The sequence below is a fragment of the Francisella philomiragia subsp. philomiragia ATCC 25015 genome (assembly GCF_000156715.1).
Taxonomy (GTDB): Bacteria; Pseudomonadota; Gammaproteobacteria; order Francisellales; family Francisellaceae; genus Francisella; species Francisella philomiragia.
This window is the reverse complement of the sequence record NZ_DS999316.1, coordinates 390,471-403,681: the sequence shown is the minus strand read 5'-3', so window position 1 is coordinate 403,681 and position 13,211 is coordinate 390,471. Positions and strand designations below refer to the sequence as shown.

Below are 13,211 nucleotides of genomic sequence, written 5' to 3'. Positions count from 1 at the left end.
ACTACTTTTTACGATTATTGAAATACTCTCGATCGGCAATATATATAGTTTTGGTTGCTTCAGCATAAATATTATTATCAGTATCTTCATAGCAGACTGGTAAACTAATTACAGATTTATTTTTGGTTATAACATCTTGCTTTATTTTATTGATAATCTCTTGTGATAGTAGAAATCTTGCATAAACATGATGCGTAATTGGTCTAAGATAATCTATATTAGCTGATAAATCCCAAACCACATAATCATCACCAAGAATATTACATAACTGTAATGGATAAATTGGATCTAGTGATGAGTATATAGCTCCACCAAAACCAGTACCATGATAGTTTTTAGTATTATCTGTCAAATTAAATCTTAGATGTACTTCATGAAAATCATCTGAGACAAAAACTATTTCTCCACCAGTTGCAACAAAAGCAGGTAGGTCATTAAATTTTTTAATAAGTTCTTCTGATTTTTCGCCAGATTTTTTATCAGTTTTAAAAAATGGAATCATATAATTTAACCAGTATTTATCTTTTATTTATAAACTCAATTATTTTATCTAAAGCTATTTTAGGATTTTCAAATGGAACTACACCAAGTCCTCCAATAAAACCATGATACATTTCATCATCATAGTGAGTTTCAACATAAGTACCTTGTTGTTTTAGCTTCTCTTCATAAGCATAAATTCCATCTATAAGGATATCATGAGTAGCTGCTACAATTAGAGTATCAGGTTGTTTTGTATCTTTATAAAATAATGGAGATATTGTAGGTTGTCTAAGTTTTTTAGGCTCTGACATGATATCTTCGCCTATATATGCTTTTAGAAATAGCTCGCACCATTCGGTAGTTAGGTGATATTTATACTCATCAAATTTAGTATTGCTGTCATATTTAGTATACATATCGACAGCAGGATAAACCAAAATTTGTGCTTTTGGCATATTTTCTTGACGTTCATGGCATATTATAGTTACAAGATTTCCACCAGCACTATCGCCCATTACAAAGATATTTTCAGTAGATAAATTAAACTTAGTAATATTTTCATAAAGCCAGTCATAAGCATATAGCGCATGATTAACAGCAGCAGGATACTTATCTTCAGGGCCTAAGCCATACTCTAATGAGAAAATATTTAAATTACCTTGATCACATAAGTATCTACATACGTGATCATAAGTATCTATAGAGCTCAAACACCAACCACCACCATGAATAAAAAGTACAGCTTTATCAGATGCTTTTTTAGGTTTATAGTGTCTTAATATAGTATCATTTTCTAACTTAATATCTTCTTCGATAATATCAGGGCGAGGTAGACGTTTGATTTGTGCTATTGAAAGATCTGCAAATATCTTACGCTGATCTCTTAAATCTAATTTTTTTATTTTTCTTATTTCGGGAGTATCTAATAGCGACTCTAATGCTGGATGGTATGGCATAATTTTTCCTTACTAAATTTTATGTACTCTTATAATATCAATATTGAGTTTTTCTAATTTTCTTGAAAGTTCTCTTGTAGCACTATCTAAAGTACTGATGTGACTATCTTTAGGAATACCTAATACAGATGGTTTACGTGAATGTCCAACTAGTGCTTTTAGATTTAGTTTTTGTTTTATATTAACAATATTTTCTAATAAGTATTTTGCAGTATCTGCTTTTTTACCAAAACCAAAGCCTACATCAAAGTATATATTTTGTTGCTCTACACCATGGTTTAGGAGAATTTGTTTTTTGTTTTCAATAAATTCACATACTTTATCTGTAGCATCTTCTTTATCTAAATATTGATTTCTGTCTGTAATACCTAAATTATGAGTTATTACATATTTCTTTTTATATTTAGCTATAAGTTGAGCTTTTTTATCAATATCATTACATTCAACATCATTTATCATCCAGATAATATCATAATGTTTTTCTAGGATTTTACTCATGACTTCAAATCTACGTGTATCAATACTTACAAGAGGTCTATAGCTTAAATTATTAAGTTGTTCTTTAAGATATTCTAAGAACTCATCTAATTTATTAAACTCTTCATCTACACTAGTAGCAGTAGCATTAGGCTTAGTTGATTCAGCACCAATATCAATAATTTCAGCACCATTTTTTATTAGCTCAAGAAAATTTGATTTACGCTGAGTATCATCAAAACCACCATCTGAGAAAGACTGATCTGACAAGTTAACTATACCCATACGCATTGTATTTGATAGTGTTTGATTAAGCTTCTCAATTGGTTCTAATTCCTTAAGTTTAATACTTAGATCTTTTTCTATTCGGATTGGGTGATTCCAACCTTTAGATAATTCTAATAATGGTGCTAGAGCAAAGTTGCGATTGAGTAGTTCCTTATGTGGAATCGTAAGTTTATCTGTTTCTAAAATCAGATCTTCAGCAGCAAGAATATCTAAATCAATAAGCCTAGGAGACCAAATCGGAGCATTAAGATCTCTACCAATTTTTGCTTCTATATCTTTTAAAGCTTTCAACAAATTTTCAGGTTTAAGATGAGTACTAATTTTAACAGCAGTATTTAAAAATGTAATATCCCATTCTTTGGGGGCATTTTCTTTGAGTAATGCTTTACTACTATATAAGCTAGCTTTTCTAATAATTCTTATACTTTGGTGTGATGCTAGAGCATCTAACGCAAGATGAATATTCTCGATAGTGAAACCAATATTTGTTCCAATCCCTATAATATATTGCACATTAATTCCTAATAATAAAAGAAGCAGAACCTATCTGTGAAACTGGGGGCTTTTTGTTAAGTTTCAAGTATTTGATTGTTATATCTCTATGTTTTTCTCCGATAAACAGATAAATTTGCTTAGCTAAGTACTCTATAAGATTACAGCTAACGTTATCACAAAAGCGTTGAATATTATTTCTCAGAGTATAATAACAAATAGTTTCTTCAAGATTATCAGAATTACTTGCGCTATAGTTTTGGCTAAACTCAAGTTCTAAGTCTAGAGTTATCATTTGCTTGTGAGATCTTTCCTCTTCAGAGCAGCCAAGACTTACATATATTTCCATATTAGATAAAAACAGAGATTGTTTCATTTTGTTAGATAAATTAGAGTAAATTTTGTTATTTAATATATCATATTGGCAAATGCTTAGATAACTTATTGTTCGCAAATATGCACCAACTTAGAGATTTTTTAGCAAATATAGAAAAATATGGTAAAGATACTTATATATATTTTGATAATACTAAATATAGCTATTATGAAATTTTGCAAAAATCATATAGTTTATCTAGATTCTTAGAGTCTTGTAGTTATAGGAAAATATACTCAAATCTAAAAAACTCGCCATTATCTGTAAGCTTATATATAGCTAGTTGGATAGCAGATATAGATATTTTTGTGCCAATCAATCCAAGATTAGTTGATAATGAGCTAGCAGCGATAGTTGAAGATGATAGTTTATTTATTACAGATAAAATATCTAGTCTTGAAGTAAATAAATTGTATATAGAAAATCCGACATCGTTTTTTGAAAGTCTTGAATATACGGAAGATTATTCGATTTATGCTAGATCTCTAACAGCGCATGTAAGTTCTGGGACAACAGGATTTTATCAAAAGCATTTTCATGATATTAATCAAATAATCAAATATGCTAATGATAGAATTAATGATTTAGGTCTTAAACAAAATGACCACTTATTAGTAGCATTATCAATAAATCATGCTTTTGCTTTTTCTTATCAAATCTTACCAGCATTAGCTATGGGTTTAAATATAACAATTATCCGTGAATTTGATGCAAGATTAATAGTCGAGATTATTAACCAAAATAATGTAACTGCTTTAGCACTGTTACCAACAATGTATCATTTTTTGTTAGAGCAAAATATTCATAGTAACAATAATTTATGCTATCTAAGTGTTGCTGGTGATATAGTTAGCGAAAGTTTAGCAAATCAAGTTGAAAATAAGTTTGGTATATCATTACGAAATGGTTTAGGTATGACAGAGGTTTTTGGATATGGTCAAAATATATCTGCTAATAAAGTTAATAAAGTTAAAGTTTTTGCAGATACTCAAGTAAAAATAGTTAAATTTGAAAATAGTGACTATGGTAAAATCTTCATCAAAAATAATATGCTACCTCTAAATATCCAAACTGAGTGGTTAGAAACAGGAGATATAGGTAGTTTCGATGCTCAAAGCCATGAGCTTAGTTTTTATGGGCGTTATAAAGATATAATTATAAAAGGCGGCTCAAACATATCTCCAATTGAGTTAGAAGCAGCGATTTTGAAAATACCAAATATTGATAATTGTATAGTTACATCTAAAAAAGATAAAATATGGGGAGAAACTATCTGGGCATATTTGGTGGCATCTGAACAATACTCATTAGAGTTTATAAATAATAAGCTAGGTAATTACATAGCTGAATACAAAAAATTAGATGGAATTATTTATATTGATGAAATTCCAACTACTACAACTGGCAAAACTGATAGAAAAAAACTAAAAGAAATGATTAATCATGAGTAATACCCAATTACCACAATTTGCAATTCTTGAAGATACTTTAACAAATAACCAAAGTTACTATTTTTACAATCCAGTTGCAGAAGTTATAGCTAATGATAATGAATCACTTGAGTTAGCTTTTGGGCAATTGGAAGAACTGCAGCAACAAGGCTTATATCTAGTTGGGTATTTAAGTTATGAAGCTAGCTATTATCTTAATAACAATCTTTATGATTTATGCGATCATGATAATACTAAATTACTTCATTTTGTCGCTTTTAGTAATTATTCAAATGAAATCCTCAAGAATATAATTTCAGATAAAAATATAGATCTAATGATAGATAGTCTTAATTTTGCAGATTATCAAAAAAGCTTTGATGAAGTTCAACAAGCACTTATCAATGGTGAAAGCTATCAGATTAACTTAACTAAAAATATCTTAGCTACTACAAAGCTTACTAGCTATGAGTTGTACAATAAGCTCAAACAACAATCAGTTAAATATGCTGCATATTTACCATTTTTAAACCCAGATATAATATCAATATCACCAGAACTTTTCTTTAAAAAGGATGCTGAAAATTTGATTGTTAACCCAATGAAAGGTACAGCAAGGCTTACAGGTAATGATTCAGAAGATCAAAAGATATATCAAGAATTATCATCATGTGATAAGAATAGGGCAGAGAACTTAATAATTGTCGATCTTTTACGTAATGATTTATCTGCTATTGCAAAAACTCATACTGTTAAGGTAGATAAACTTTTCTCAATAGAGAAATACAAAAATTTACTACAAATGACTTCGCAAATTTCAGCAAAAGTAGATAAACAAATATCTTTTAGGAAGATCCTAGATGGCTTATTTCCTTGTGGTTCGATTACAGGAGCACCTAAGAAACGAACTATGGAACTAATTAAACAAATAGAGAAAGATAAAAGGGGAGTATATACCGGAAGTATTGGATATATTATGCCAAATAATGATATGTGTTTTAATGTTGCTATTCGGACTATTCAAAAATATCGTGATAACTTACAGATTGGTGTAGGTGGTGGTATTACTGTTTATTCAGATGCACAGTCAGAATGGCAAGAAATGAATACCAAGATAAACTTTGTACGCCAAATTTACCAACCAGATTTTTGCTTAATTGAGAGTATTTATTACCATAATAAATTTAGAAATTTAGAGTTACATTTTGATAGGCTTGAGGACTCTGCTAGACAGTTATTTTTTGATATCGATATTTGCAAGATTAGAGATCAACTATATGACTATGTAGAGCAATTAACTGATGATAAAGAATATAAAATCCGACTAGAATATCATTATGATAAGTCTATAAATATCGAGCATACTGAAATTAATACTACAGATCAACAAGCTATTAAACTAAAAATCTGCCCTGAGAAAATAAATTCAGCGAATAAATTATTTCAGCACAAAACTACACATAGTTCGACACGAGGCTTTTATACTCAAATGCATCACAAATACATTCATGAAGATAATTGTGAGCTTATCTATTTAAATGAAAAAGATAATATTACTGAAACTAGGTTTCATAATATAATCATCAAGAAAAATGATAAACTTTACACACCAAAATTAGAAGATGGTGTCTTAGCAGGTGTTGCAAGAAAATCTTTAATTTCTCAAGGCAAACTGCAATCCAAAAGCCTAAATTTTGATGATCTAAAAAACGCTGATAAAATATATCTTATTAATAGTGTCAGAGGTTTGATACCAGCGTATTTGGGGATTTAAGATGGTTTTATATATCGATCATTATGATTCATTTAGTAGTACGATTGTCGATTATATAACTTATCTTGGCTATCAAGTATCAATGGTAAAAACTGATGAGCAAATTGATAATATTGAGCAATATTCACATATTATTATTGGCCCGGGACCAGGTCATCCAGATGAGCTCAAAAATATATATCCAATCATTGAGTATTGTCAGCAAAATAATTTGCCTTTGTTAGGAATATGTTTAGGTCATCAGCTTATTGCTCAATATTATGGTGCAAAAATCATAAAAGCTAAACAAATATACCATGGTAAACTCTCTGAGATTAAACAACTTCAATCATCTTCATTATACAAAGATCATCCACTGAAATTTGCTGTAACACGTTATCATTCTTTAATTGTTAATGAAATTAAAGAGCCTTTGATTACTTTAGCCTCAACCGAGAATGATGAAATTATGTCTTTTGCTCATCGAAATGCAAATATTTTTGGTGTTCAATATCATCCAGAAGCATATTTGACCGAATACGGTTTATTAACTTTAAAGAATTTTTTAGCTCTTTGATTATATTTTTTGAGGTTTTATATAAAAGCTTAAAATATTAGCAATAATCAATAATCCCAAGAATAAACCATAAGCTATTTTATAACTCAAAAAAGTAGCAAAATCATAATCTATTAAAGTTTTTTGGATATACGCAGCTAATGGATTAATAATACTATTTAAGACATATTCAACTAAAAAAAGTAGTGACAATATGCTGACAAGATAGCTTTGTTTGCGTTTATTTGCAGTATCAAAAACTATACCTGTAAAACCAAAACCAATACCAAAAAACAATGCAGCTAAACTAAGTATATAAATATTTGTGATATCTGTATAAAAGATCATAATGACTGAAATACTAGCTAGTGATGTAAAAATAAAGATATGACTTCTTTTGAGTAGTTGAGTAGCAATAATCAAACCAACAATGATTGAAGCAATACCAGAAGCAAGTGATGCAATGCTATTGCCTATTAAACCAGCTTGTTGGCTATCTAGCTTAGTATTTAATAAGATAGTATTTCCCCAATAGCCAATAGTGTTGAAAAATACACAGGTAAAAAGACTAGCATAAAGTATCGTAAAGATTATTTGTCTATCTTTGAAAATATCTTTAATACCAGCAAAATAATCACTAAATGATTTGATATCATCGCTTCTAGGAATCCTACCATATTTAAATCTGCTAATAGAGTAGAGCATCAATATAACAAGCATAATACCTGCTAATGTCAAAACTATGTAAGTATAATTATATTGCTTAACAGCATAATTTAGCGGAGCTCCTGAAATAGAAACTGCTAACGAGCCAAAGAAATAAATAAAACCTGTCGCAATTGCAAATAGACGCTTATTCAGGATAATACTTGTTAGTCTATAAGCACTCATCATAGCAAAAGTTGTACCGACACCTATAATAAATCGTGAAGTCAGTAGAGTCGTTGAGTTAGTAGGAAACGCAAAAATTATAGTTCCAACTAGAACTATTGTCATCGCAATCATTACAGGGATATCAATACCATATCTATCAACTATAACTCCAACAGGTATTTTCATAATTAGCATTGCGATGCTGTATATTGATATAGCAAAAGCAATGTCAATACTAGAAAATCCATATTGATTTATCAATGGTATAGAAAATGCTGAAAGTGAAGTATTTATCATGCGAGTATACATATAAAATGCTACTGCACTTAACCATATTAAGATTAGGAAGATTTTTTTGGACAATGTTTTGAACCTGTATTAGAACGGTATTGGATATTTTCTTCTAACTTTTTCGATATCTGCTAGTACTTCAGCTGACAACTCAAGATTTATAGCATCAATATTAGTCTTTAGTTGTTGCATAGTAGTTGCCCCAATTATACTAGAGCTCATATATTCTTTTCTAATTGTGAAAGCTATAGCCATTTGACAAACATCTAAATTATGTTTCTTAGCGATTTCTAAATATTCTTTAACAGCCAAATCAACTGTAGCATTCTGTCTAGTTGCAAATCGAGCTTTCTGCTCAGGTGATCCCATAACCTCATCAGACATTCTACTTCCAGCGGGGATATTACCATCTAAGTATTTACCACTTAAAATTCCCATTTGTAGTGGTGACCATGCTAGATAAGATATATCTTCAATAGCACAAGTCTCCATTACATCAGTTTCATCTCTTCTTCTAAGTAAGTTATACTCATTTTGTAAACTAACTATTCTTGGTAGATTATGTTCTTCGGCTAAGTTAATAAATTGATTTAGACCCCAAGCCGAATCATTTGATAATCCAATATGTCTAATCTTTCCAGCTTTGATTAACTCATCACATGCTTTAAGTGTTTCAAAAATATTATCTTGTATTTGTTGTTTAGCATTAGCACCCTGAGCTGGTTCAAATGACCACCAATCTGCAAAATGATAGTTCGGTCGATTTACAGTCCAGTGAAATTGATATAAATCGATATAGTCTGTCTTTAATCTTCTAAGACTATTATCAACAGCTGAAATAATATTTTCACGATTTATCTGAGGATTCTCCTCATTTCTAGCCCAAGGTATAGGGGAGAATTTTGTAGCTAGTATAATATCATGTCTTTTTTGTCTAGAAGTAAACCAGTTACCAATAATTTCTTCTGTCTTACCATAAGTATCAGGTGTTGGTGGAACAGCATATAGCTCAGCAGTATCCCAAAAATTAACTCCTTGAGAAAGAGCATAATCCATTTGTTCAAAACCTTGATCTTGAGTATTTTGTGCCCCCCAAGTCATAGTTCCAAGGCAGATTCTACTTATATCAATGTTAGTTTTACCTAGTTTTGTATATTTCATATTTATCTTTAATTATTTAAAACTGTGAAAATTATAACAAATAATGGCCAAAATTTGATTTGTATTTAGTTTTTCTAAAATGGAACAGGATATTTTCTTCTAACTTTTTCAATATCAGCTAAAACCTCATCAGAGAGATTTAGATTAATAGATTCAATATTTGTTTTTAGTTGTTCCATAGATGTAGCACCAATTATGCTACAACTCATATAGGCTTTTCTAATTGTAAAAGCTATAGCCATTTGACATATATCAAGATTATGTTTTTTAGCAACTTTGATATATTCAGTGACAGCATCATCATTAGTAGCAAATCTAAAAGCATAGCGATCTTCTTGTCCATCTAGAATTTCAGCAGACATTCTAGTACCAGCAGGGCGAGCACCATTGCGATATTTACCCGTTAAAACTCCTTGTTCAAGTGGTGACCATGCAAGATATGATATCTCTTCAAGAGCACATGTCTCCATGATATCTGTTTCATCTCTACGGCGATTCAGATTATATTCATGCTGAATACTTACAAGACGTGGTAGATTATGTTTTTCTGCTAAGTTAATAAATTGATTTATCCCCCAAGCTGAATCATTTGACAGCCCTATATGTCTAATTTTTCCAGCTTTAACTAACTCATCACAAGTAATTAGAATTTCATAGATATTATCAACTATACGCTGTTTATTTTGTTGACCTGCTAAAGGTTCAAAATCCCACCAATTACCAAAATGATAGTGAGGTCTATTTGTCGGCCAATGGAATTGATATAAATCTATGTAATCGGTTTGTAAGCGCTTTAGACTATTATTTACAGCATCAATGATGTTTGTCTTATCAGTAATAGGATTTTGCTCATTTCTAGCCCATGTCATAGGCGAGAACTTAGTCGCTAATACTACATCATTTCGTTTCTGCCTTGTTTTAAACCAGTTACCGATTATTTCTTCAGTTTTGCCATAAGTCTTAGCAGTAGGGGGGATTGCATACATTTCGGCAGTATCCCAAAAATTAATACCTTGTGCAAGAGCATAATCCATCTGCTCAAAGCCTTCATCTTGAGTATTTTGACGTCCCCAAGTCATAGTTCCAAGACATATTCTACTAACATCAATATCAGTTTTACCAAGTTTAGTATACTTCATAGCTAATTTTTAAATTTAAATCTGTATAGAAATTATAGCCTAAAACTTAAGTTATTCTAATGAAATCTTTCTATTGAGCTATAGATACTGATTTAGTCGATAGTGTTGGATTATATTTAATATCTGCGTTAGGGAATGCATCATAATTCTTACGAGCTTGGTGTAATTTTGTAATATCTAATTTTTCTATAACTACATCTTCTTTATTGAAATTACCCATATTTAAATGATTGAGTTTAAAAGCTTTATTCTGAGGAGATGTAAAAATTATTTGACTTACTCCATCAACTCCTTGGGTATTTTGTTTATCTAAGCCTGAAGCCATACCTACTACCATACCATATGCAAAATTTTGGATAGATAGCATTTTCATTGCAGTATGAACTCTATTTAAACCGTACAAATCATTGGTGTAAGATGGTGCGATTATAATATCTGGCTTAATTTTTGAGAGTTGTTCAGAGACATTCGGAAATTCACTTGTATAACATATTACAACAGCAATTTTAGTGCCTTTATAATCTAGTACTAATATATTTTTACCAAACTTATTATAGCCAACATTTCTTTCTTCTGGAGTTAGATAAATTTTATCATTTTCTATTACTTGCCCGTTGGGCAAACCTACTAAAACAGTATTAGATATTTTATCTTTGTTGTTTTTAGCAATAGTTCCACCTATAACAATTATCTGGTACTTTTTAGCTAGATTAGCTATTAAGTTTCTAGTTTGACTATAATACTCGCTAAGTTTGATTATGCTTTGCTTATTCCATGGTAAATCATCAATTAAGTTTATCGTGTTATCTTCAGGAAAAACTACAATTTCAGCTCCTTGGTCTTTAGCTTGCTTAGTTAGTCTATTCATATCATTGGCAAACTCATCAAAAGACTGTTGTTTGATTAGCATCTGCGCAGCAGCAATATTAATTGTTTGGCTATATCCATAACTGCTAATAGATATAATAATTAGTATCAGATATTTTAGATGTTTAATCATTCTAATTACTCTCCTGTAAAAGTAATTGACTTTTTAGACCTTAAGATGCCTGAGATTGAATACTCAAATATTCTGATTTAGTTTGATAAACTCTAGAACCATTTTTCATTAATTTAAGAAAAGCTTTTACATCTTTATTTTTAAGAGCTTGATTCATAGCTGTATGAGCATCATCTATAGATTTCCATTCGATGATATCAACCCATTCATTTGGGTTTTTAGTATTTTGTGTTAGGGTTCTCTTTATGAATCCCTCGTAGTTTTTTAAGTCTTGAGTTACTTTATTAGATAAATCTAGTACTTGTTGAGTAGAAGTATCTTTAGAGGTTTCGAACGAGACTATCTCTAAAATAGGTGGATTGCTTACAGCATGAGCATCAGAAGTATCTAAAAGCAAAAAAAGCATACCAATGGTCAGACCAAATATAATTGCGACTTTCAGTAACATTTCTTTGAACATATCATTCCACAATATAAAATTATAACATTTATACCATTATATAGTTTTAAAATCTTTCTTCAATCTTGGGTTGATGTTTTAATGAAATTAGAATATTCCTTTATTTAACGGATAAGTAAAATTTAATAATTCCTAAATACTCATGAATTATTGCCTGTGTTATATAAAAACTATATGCACTAGGCAAAAAACTTATTTCGGGAGCTAATTTAGATGAAGCTATGTTTATTGTATTTATATTGAAGCTATCAAAAATTAATTTAGCTCTTTGGTAATGGATACCCCCAGTGATTAAGCAATATGTATTATTGTGATCGCTTAAAATCTTTTTGGTAAATTGAGCATTCTCGTAAGTGTTTTTAGATTGTTTTTCTAATCTTATTTTTGATTTAGGAATTCCTAACTTATAGAGAATATCAGCATAAACTTCAGCTTCTGATAATTTATAACCAGATGGAGAGCCACCACTTATTATGATATCTTGAGGATATTGGTTATAGACCTCAGCAGTTTTGAGAATACGATCATAAGCACTGAGGCTAGGTTCTAATTTATCAAATGCTTGATTGATACCAGCTCCTAATAATATTATAGCTTTGGTATTCGCACATTGTTTAATATCTGTAGATTCTAATCTAATAGGTTTAGCCAAGATATTAGCAATAAGGCCATTACCCACAAGATAGTAGATAATTGTTACAATGATAACAAAATATCTAAGATAGCCTGTTGCAAATATACAAACAATTATTAGGATAATAAAAAATAAAAATCCAATATTTAATAAACTACTCATTTTAGAATCATTCTTTTTTAGCAAAGACACCACCAAGCATTTCGGTGTATGTTTCAGAGTTTTGATTATTTGTACCTCTAAATGATACACAAGTGTGTTTTGCTTTTATCTTTACACTTACATCATCTGTTGAGAGGATGAATTTTAGAGTTTCAAATATTTGAGCAGTCATTCTTTCTTGTATTTGTGGACGTCTTGAAAAAAAGTTGCAAATACTATTGATACGACATAAGCCTATAATATTATTATTTTTAGGAATAAATGAAACTTCAGCAATACCTTCAAATGGCACAAAATGATGCTCACAAAATGACATTATAGTTATATTTTTTTGTGTAAGTATTCCTTCATACTTAAATTCATTCTCATATAATGCACAAGCTGGAAAATTAGCATAATCTAAGCCATTGAATACTTCTTGAGTAAACATCCTAGCTACTCTAAAAGGTGTTTTTTCAAATTCATGTGTCTGTAAGCCTAGAGCATCTAATATTTCACGATATGCTTTTGAGATCTTAGCAATTTTAGCATCGTTATCAAGTTCAAAATTTCTAGCTTGTTCTAGACCTAATTTTATGAGATGTTGTTGTACATCTCTACCTAGCTTAGAACAGTATTTATCATTCATGTTTTATTAGTTTTCAATTTAATTAAATGGGCTTTAAGTATTATATTATTTA

The 13,211-nt window shown here is 30.0% G+C and carries 14 protein-coding genes; 3 read left to right on the top strand and 11 right to left on the bottom strand.

What is annotated here, in order from left to right:
• Nucleotide 1: 1 nt before the first annotated feature.
• Genes FTPG_RS07370 through FTPG_RS07355 form a run of 4 tightly spaced genes read right to left on the bottom strand, consistent with a single transcriptional unit; the run spans nt 2 to nt 3,072 of the window.
• Entirely contained in the window at nt 2-502 is a 501-nt protein-coding gene (locus tag FTPG_RS07370) for a PaaI family thioesterase (RefSeq protein ID WP_004287812.1), read from the bottom strand.
• Nucleotides 503-518: 16 nt separating this feature from the next.
• On the bottom strand, nt 519-1,439 hold the full coding sequence (gene bioJ / locus FTPG_RS07365) for a pimeloyl-ACP methyl ester esterase BioJ (RefSeq protein ID WP_004287811.1): 921 nt from the start codon (nt 1,437-1,439) through the stop codon (nt 519-521).
• Nucleotides 1,440-1,451: 12 nt separating this feature from the next.
• On the bottom strand, nt 1,452-2,717 hold the full coding sequence (gene folP / locus FTPG_RS07360; RefSeq protein ID WP_004287810.1) for a dihydropteroate synthase: 1,266 nt from the start codon (nt 2,715-2,717) through the stop codon (nt 1,452-1,454).
• Between the two features lies 1 nt (nt 2,718).
• Nucleotides 2,719-3,072, bottom strand: coding sequence for a dihydroneopterin aldolase (locus tag FTPG_RS07355; protein WP_004287809.1), 354 nt, complete (start codon nt 3,070-3,072; stop codon nt 2,719-2,721).
• Between the two features lie 80 nt (nt 3,073-3,152).
• On the opposite strand from FTPG_RS07355, the gene FTPG_RS07350 reads away from it, so the two are divergent.
• From FTPG_RS07350 to FTPG_RS07340, 3 genes are read left to right on the top strand one after another with little or no spacing between them, the layout of a single operon-like run.
• Complete coding sequence (locus FTPG_RS07350; protein ID WP_004287808.1) at nt 3,153-4,523, top strand: class I adenylate-forming enzyme family protein; 1,371 nt, start codon at nt 3,153-3,155, stop codon at nt 4,521-4,523.
• Nucleotides 4,516-6,276 carry an aminodeoxychorismate synthase component I gene (gene pabB / locus FTPG_RS07345; protein WP_004287807.1) on the top strand — a complete coding sequence of 587 codons (1,761 nt, stop codon included), beginning with the start codon at nt 4,516-4,518 and terminating at the stop codon, nt 6,274-6,276. The genes FTPG_RS07350 and pabB overlap by 8 nt, the downstream gene beginning before the upstream one ends.
• 1 nt (nt 6,277) lies before the next feature.
• Nucleotides 6,278-6,832: an anthranilate synthase component II gene (locus FTPG_RS07340; RefSeq protein ID WP_004287806.1), complete on the top strand. Its 555-nt coding sequence runs from the start codon at nt 6,278-6,280 to the stop codon at nt 6,830-6,832.
• Here the strand turns inward: FTPG_RS07340 and FTPG_RS07335 are convergent, their stop codons facing one another.
• The 7 genes from FTPG_RS07335 to folE all read right to left on the bottom strand — a co-directional run bounded on the left by FTPG_RS07335 (nt 6,833) and on the right by folE (nt 13,159).
• Complete coding sequence (locus tag FTPG_RS07335) at nt 6,833-7,993, bottom strand: MFS transporter (protein ID WP_035722581.1); 1,161 nt, start codon at nt 7,991-7,993, stop codon at nt 6,833-6,835. It lies immediately after the preceding gene.
• Nucleotides 7,994-8,062: 69 nt separating this feature from the next.
• Nucleotides 8,063-9,136 (bottom strand): aldo/keto reductase, encoded by a 1,074-nt coding sequence (locus tag FTPG_RS07330; protein ID WP_004287804.1) that lies wholly within the window; start codon nt 9,134-9,136, stop codon nt 8,063-8,065.
• 74 nt (nt 9,137-9,210) lie between these two features.
• The gene (locus tag FTPG_RS07325) at nt 9,211-10,275 is read right to left on the bottom strand and encodes an aldo/keto reductase (RefSeq protein ID WP_004287803.1); all 1,065 of its coding nucleotides are present in this window, start codon (nt 10,273-10,275) and stop codon (nt 9,211-9,213) included.
• 70 nt (nt 10,276-10,345) lie between these two features.
• Entirely contained in the window at nt 10,346-11,275 is a 930-nt protein-coding gene (locus tag FTPG_RS07320) for a nitrilase-related carbon-nitrogen hydrolase (RefSeq protein ID WP_004287802.1), read from the bottom strand.
• A 40-nt stretch (nt 11,276-11,315) separates the two neighbouring features.
• Entirely contained in the window at nt 11,316-11,735 is a 420-nt protein-coding gene (locus FTPG_RS07315) for an antibiotic biosynthesis monooxygenase (RefSeq protein WP_012281065.1), read from the bottom strand.
• Nucleotides 11,736-11,835: 100 nt separating this feature from the next.
• Nucleotides 11,836-12,531, bottom strand: coding sequence for a YdcF family protein (locus FTPG_RS07310; RefSeq protein ID WP_004287799.1), 696 nt, complete (start codon nt 12,529-12,531; stop codon nt 11,836-11,838).
• Between the two features lie 7 nt (nt 12,532-12,538).
• Nucleotides 12,539-13,159 (bottom strand): GTP cyclohydrolase I FolE, encoded by a 621-nt coding sequence (gene folE / locus FTPG_RS07305; RefSeq protein WP_004287798.1) that lies wholly within the window; start codon nt 13,157-13,159, stop codon nt 12,539-12,541.
• Nucleotides 13,160-13,211 lie beyond the last annotated feature (52 nt).

Excerpts from the sequence above, each read along its gene's own strand:
- FTPG_RS07370 (WP_004287812.1), bottom strand. The coding sequence starts at position 502 with ATGATTCCATTTTTTAAAACTGATAAAAAATCTGGCGAAAAATCAGAA.
- bioJ (WP_004287811.1), bottom strand. The coding sequence starts at position 1,439 with ATGCCATACCATCCAGCATTAGAGTCGCTATTAGATACTCCCGAAATA.
- FTPG_RS07355 (WP_004287809.1), bottom strand. The coding sequence starts at position 3,072 with ATGAAACAATCTCTGTTTTTATCTAATATGGAAATATATGTAAGTCTT.
- FTPG_RS07350 (WP_004287808.1), top strand. The coding sequence starts at position 3,153 with ATGCACCAACTTAGAGATTTTTTAGCAAATATAGAAAAATATGGTAAA.
- pabB (WP_004287807.1), top strand. The coding sequence starts at position 4,516 with ATGAGTAATACCCAATTACCACAATTTGCAATTCTTGAAGATACTTTA.
- FTPG_RS07340 (WP_004287806.1), top strand. The coding sequence starts at position 6,278 with ATGGTTTTATATATCGATCATTATGATTCATTTAGTAGTACGATTGTC.
- FTPG_RS07335 (WP_035722581.1), bottom strand. The coding sequence starts at position 7,993 with ATGTATACTCGCATGATAAATACTTCACTTTCAGCATTTTCTATACCA.
- FTPG_RS07330 (WP_004287804.1), bottom strand. The coding sequence starts at position 9,136 with ATGAAATATACAAAACTAGGTAAAACTAACATTGATATAAGTAGAATC.
- FTPG_RS07325 (WP_004287803.1), bottom strand. The coding sequence starts at position 10,275 with ATGAAGTATACTAAACTTGGTAAAACTGATATTGATGTTAGTAGAATA.
- FTPG_RS07320 (WP_004287802.1), bottom strand. The coding sequence starts at position 11,275 with ATGATTAAACATCTAAAATATCTGATACTAATTATTATATCTATTAGC.
- FTPG_RS07315 (WP_012281065.1), bottom strand. The coding sequence starts at position 11,735 with ATGTTCAAAGAAATGTTACTGAAAGTCGCAATTATATTTGGTCTGACC.
- FTPG_RS07310 (WP_004287799.1), bottom strand. The coding sequence starts at position 12,531 with ATGAGTAGTTTATTAAATATTGGATTTTTATTTTTTATTATCCTAATA.
- folE (WP_004287798.1), bottom strand. The coding sequence starts at position 13,159 with ATGAATGATAAATACTGTTCTAAGCTAGGTAGAGATGTACAACAACAT.